The organism is Pseudomonas sp. NBRC 111127, assembly GCF_001320345.1.
GTDB classification, from domain to species: domain Bacteria; phylum Pseudomonadota; class Gammaproteobacteria; order Pseudomonadales; family Pseudomonadaceae; genus Aquipseudomonas; species Aquipseudomonas juntendi.
The window spans coordinates 1-4669 of sequence record NZ_BCBD01000243.1; the positions used below are offsets into that span (position 1 = coordinate 1).

Below are 4669 nucleotides of genomic sequence, written 5' to 3' on the forward strand. Positions count from 1 at the left end.
TGGCTGCTGCTGGGCGACCGCCAGGGGCCATTGGCCTGGTTCGGCCTGGACGACCGCTTGCGCGATGATGCACCGGCCCTGCTGGCTGCCTGCAAAGCGCGGGGCTGGCGCACCCTGCTGCTGTCTGGCGACAGTTCGCCGATGGTCGCGGAAGTCGCCGCGCAACTGGGCATCGACCACGCCATTGGCGGCCTGCGCCCGGACGACAAACTGGAGCGCCTCAAAGCCTTGCAGGCCGAAGGGCGCAAGGTGCTGATGCTGGGCGACGGGGTCAACGATGTGCCGGTGCTGGCCGCCGCCGACATCAGCATCGCCATGGGCAGCGCCACCGACCTGGCCAAGACCTGCGCCGACGCGGTGCTGCTGTCCAACCGCCTGAGCGCGCTGGTGCAGGCGCTGGAACTGGCGCGCCGCACCCGCCGGAATATCCTCGAGAACCTGCTGTGGGCAACCCTGTATAATGGCCTGATGTTGCCGTTCGCCGCCCTCGGCTGGGTCACCCCAGTGTGGGCTGCTGTCGGCATGTCGGTGAGCTCACTGATCGTGGTGCTCAATGCCCTGCGCCTGACCCGTGTGCCAGTCAGCGCCGGGCTGCCCGCGATGGATGCCGCGCAACCCGCCAGGAGTACGCCATGCCCGCCCTCTATGTCATGATCCCCGCAGCCCTGCTGCTGGTCGGCGTGGCCGTGTACATCTTCTTCTGGGCCGTGGACAGCGGCCAGTACGACGACCTCGACGGCCCAGCGCACAGCATTCTGTTCGACGACCAGGACCCTCGCCACCAGGCAGCGGTCAAACCCGACGACACGCCGGGCAACGCCGACAAGGACTTGCCACCCCGTGCCTGACCTGCTTCCCCTGCTGGGCTCGGCGCTGGTGCTCGGCTTGCTCGGTGGCGGCCACTGCCTGGGCATGTGCGGCGGCCTGATGGGTGCGCTGACCTTGGCCATCCCCCCTGAACAACGCGGCAGGCGCCTGCGCCTGCTGCTGGCGTACAACCTGGGGCGCATCTTCAGCTATGCCTGCGCCGGGTTGCTGCTGGGCCTGGCCGGCTGGGCCGTGGCCAGCAGCCCGGCCGCCCTGGCCCTGCGGGTCGTGGCCGCCTTGCTGTTGATTGCCATGGGCCTGTACCTGGCCGGCTGGTGGAGCGGGCTGACGCGTATCGAGGTGCTAGGCCGCGGCGTGTGGCGGCATATCCACCCGCTGGCGTCGCGCTTGCTGCCGGTGTCCAGCCTGCCCCGTGCGTTGCTGCTGGGGGCCTTGTGGGGGTGGTTGCCATGCGGGTTGGTGTACAGCACGTTGTTATGGGCAGCCAGCCAGGGCCATGCCGGCTACAGCGCGGCGTTGATGCTGGCGTTCGGGGTGGGCACCTGGCCGGTGCTGCTGGCGACCGGGTTGGCGGCAGAGCGGGTAAACACTTTGTTGAAACGGCGCAGTGTGCGGGTGGCTGGCGGGGTGCTGGTGATGCTGTTTGGTATCTGGACCATGCCCGGGCCGCACCAGCATTGGCTGATGGGGCATTGAGGGCTGCAAGCTACAAGCTACAAGCTACAAGCTACAAGCAGATCTGCTTTCGACTTTCGACTTTCGACTTTCGACTTGCTGCTTGCCGCTTGCCGCTTGATACAAATCAACACAGATTCCTACAGACGCCCATAGACTCCGGTTCACTGCTGCTCTTTCCGGGGACCGCCCACATGCTCGACGACATTCGTTGGGATACCGACCTGATCCGCCGCTACGATCTTGCCGGGCCACGCTATACCTCCTACCCGACCGCCGTGCAACTGCACAGCGAGGTGGGTTCCTTCGACCTGCTCCACGCCCTGCGCGAAAGCCGCCGGGCGGTACGCCCGCTGTCGCTGTATGTGCATGTGCCGTTCTGCGCCAACATCTGCTACTACTGCGCCTGCAACAAAGTCATCACCAAGGACCGCGCCCGCGCCGCGCCATACCTGCAGCGCCTGGAACAGGAGATTCAGCTGATCGCCTGCCACCTGGCACCGAAACAGCGGGTGGAACAGCTGCATTTCGGCGGCGGCACCCCGACCTTCCTCAGCCATGTGGAACTGCGCCAGCTGATGACTACCCTGCGCCAGCACTTCCACTTGCTGGACGATGACTCCGGCGACTACGGCATCGAGATCGACCCGCGCGAAGCCGACTGGTCGACCATGGGCCTGCTGCGTGAACTGGGTTTCAACCGCGTCAGCCTCGGCGTGCAAGACCTCGACCCCGCCGTGCAGCGCGCGATCAACCGCCTGCAAAGCCTGGAGCAGACCCGCACCCTGATCGAGGCGGCGCGCACGTTGCAATTCCGCTCGATCAACCTCGACCTGATCTACGGCCTGCCCAAGCAAACCCCGCAAGGCTTCGCCCGCACCGTCGAAGAGGTGATCCGCCTGCAGCCCGACCGCTTGTCGGTGTTCAACTACGCCCACCTGCCCGAACGCTTCATGCCGCAACGGCGTATCGACAGCAGCGACCTGCCCAGCGCGGCCGCCAAGCTGGAGATGCTGCACGCCACCATCGAGCAGTTGACCGCCGCTGGCTACCGCTATATCGGCATGGACCATTTCGCCCTGCCCGACGACGAGCTGGCCATCGCCCAGGAAGAAGGCACCCTGCAGCGCAATTTCCAGGGCTATACCACCCACGGGCACTGCGACCTCATCGGCCTTGGCGTGTCGGCCATCAGCCAGATCGGCCACTTGTACTGCCAGAACAGCAGTGACCTCAACACCTACCAGGACAGCCTGACCAACGCCCAGCTGGCGACCCAGCGCGGCCTGCTGTGCAACCATGACGACCGCATACGCCGGGCGGTCATCCAGCAACTGATCTGCCATTTCCAGCTGGATTACGAACCCATCGAGCAAGCGTTCACCATCGATTTCCGCGGTTACTTCGACCACCTCTGGCCAGAACTGCTGACCCTGCAGCGCGACGGCCTGATCAGCCTGGACGACAAGGGCATCCGCATTCTTCCGGCCGGGCGCCTGCTGGCGCGTTCGGTATGCATGGTGTTCGATGCCTACCTGGCGATGCAGAACCGCCAGCGCTTCTCCCGGGTTATCTGAAAAGCGAGACGTTCAACCGCATGGACACGCCACCTTGCCGGGCACACTATGGGCGAACGAGGACTCCCGGCAGGGCATCTGCCGGGGTTTTGCCAGCGCGCAGCATCGATGCGCACACTGGCCTACACCCTGTGTCGTAGGTTACCCTTACGACTTATGTGTGCTTTCCCACAAGGATCGATCCAAATGTCCGAGCCAGTCAAACTGCGCCCTCACAACCAGGCCCATTGCAAGGATTGCAGCCTGGCCCCCCTGTGCCTGCCTTTTTCACTCAACCTGGAAGACATGGATGCACTGGATGAAATCGTCAAACGCGGGCGTCCGCTGAAAAAAGGCGAGTTTCTGTTCCGCCAGGGTGACAATTTTGGCTCGGTCTACGCGGTACGTTCCGGCGCCCTGAAAACCTTCAGCCTCAGCGACAGCGGCGAAGAACAGATCACCGGTTTCCACCTGCCCAGCGAACTGGTCGGCCTGTCGGGCATGGACACCGAAGCCTACCCGGTATCGGCGCAAGCTCAGGAAACCACCTCGGTGTGCGAAATCCCCTTCGAGCGCCTCGACGAACTGTCGGTCCAGCTCCCGCAGCTGCGCCGCCAGCTGATGCGGGTAATGAGCCGTGAAATCCGCGATGACCAGCAAATGATGCTGCTGCTGTCGAAAAAAACCGCCGACGAGCGCATTGCCACGTTCCTGGTGAACCTGTCGGCGCGCTTCCGCGCCCGCGGCTATTCGGCCAACCAGTTCCGCCTGAGCATGTCGCGCAACGAAATCGGCAACTACCTGGGCCTGGCAGTGGAAACCGTGTCACGGGTGTTCACCCGCTTCCAGCAGAACGGCCTGCTGCGCGCCGAAGGCAAGGAAGTGCACATCCTCGACCCGATCCAGCTGTGTGCGCTGGCCGGTGGTGCAATGGAGGCCTGAGGCCGGTATTTAGCGGGTATACTTGGGCATTCGTTTTCCCAGGATACCCGCAACAATGCACAGCGACGCCTTCGACCTCAAAGCCCTGATCCGCCCGGTGGTGGACTTCCCCAAGCCCGGCGTGATCTTCCGTGACATCACCCCGCTGTTCCAGTCGCCGCGCGGGCTGCGCTATGTGGCCGACCAGTTCATCGAGCGCTATGTCGAGGCTGAGTTCAGCCACATTGGCGCCATGGACGCGCGGGGTTTCCTGATTGGTTCGATCATCGCCCACCAGTTGAACAAGCCACTGATCCTGTTCCGCAAGCAAGGCAAGCTGCCAGCCGACGTGCTGAGCGAGGGTTACCAGACCGAGTACGGCGAGGCCTTCCTGGAGGTGCACGCCGACAGCCTGTGCGAAGGCGATTCGGTGTTGATTTTCGATGACTTGATCGCCACGGGCGGGACCTTGCTGGCAGCGGCCAACCTGGTGCGCCGCACCGGTGCGCAAGTGTTCGAGGCCGCCGCGATCATCGACCTACCCGAACTGGACGGTTCGCGCCGGCTGCAGGCGGCGGGAGTGCCGACCTTCTGCCTGACCGAGTTTTCCCTCAGCGAGTATTGAGTTGCAAGCCGCAAGCAGCGCAAGTCGCAAGTCGCAAGCTACAAGCAAAAGCCGATCTGCTTTT

The 4669-nt window shown here is 64.2% G+C and carries 6 protein-coding genes; all 6 read left to right on the plus strand.

Annotation, left to right across the window (positions count from 1 at the left end; translation table 11 throughout):
• On the plus strand, positions 1 to 654 hold a 654-nt coding region (locus APH30_RS26045), incomplete at its 5' end, for an HAD-IC family P-type ATPase (protein ID WP_156326700.1).
• Positions 633 to 848 (plus strand): cbb3-type cytochrome oxidase assembly protein CcoS, encoded by a 216-nt coding sequence (gene ccoS / locus APH30_RS26050; RefSeq protein WP_054881973.1) that lies wholly within the window; start codon positions 633 to 635, stop codon positions 846 to 848. The genes APH30_RS26045 and ccoS, both read left to right, overlap by 22 nt.
• Positions 841 to 1524: a sulfite exporter TauE/SafE family protein gene (locus tag APH30_RS26055; protein ID WP_054914142.1), complete on the plus strand. Its 684-nt coding sequence runs from the start codon at positions 841 to 843 to the stop codon at positions 1522 to 1524. The genes ccoS and APH30_RS26055 overlap by 8 nt, the downstream gene beginning before the upstream one ends.
• A gap of 173 nt (positions 1525 to 1697) precedes the next feature.
• On the plus strand, positions 1698 to 3080 hold the full coding sequence (gene hemN / locus APH30_RS26060) for an oxygen-independent coproporphyrinogen III oxidase (protein WP_054914143.1): 1383 nt from the start codon (positions 1698 to 1700) through the stop codon (positions 3078 to 3080).
• A gap of 186 nt (positions 3081 to 3266) precedes the next feature.
• Complete coding sequence (fnrA, locus tag APH30_RS26065; RefSeq protein WP_054914144.1) at positions 3267 to 4001, plus strand: Crp/Fnr family transcriptional regulator FnrA; 735 nt, start codon at positions 3267 to 3269, stop codon at positions 3999 to 4001.
• 55 nt (positions 4002 to 4056) lie between these two features.
• On the plus strand, positions 4057 to 4605 hold the full coding sequence (locus tag APH30_RS26070; protein ID WP_009683910.1) for an adenine phosphoribosyltransferase: 549 nt from the start codon (positions 4057 to 4059) through the stop codon (positions 4603 to 4605).
• Positions 4606 to 4669: the final 64 nt, after the last annotated feature.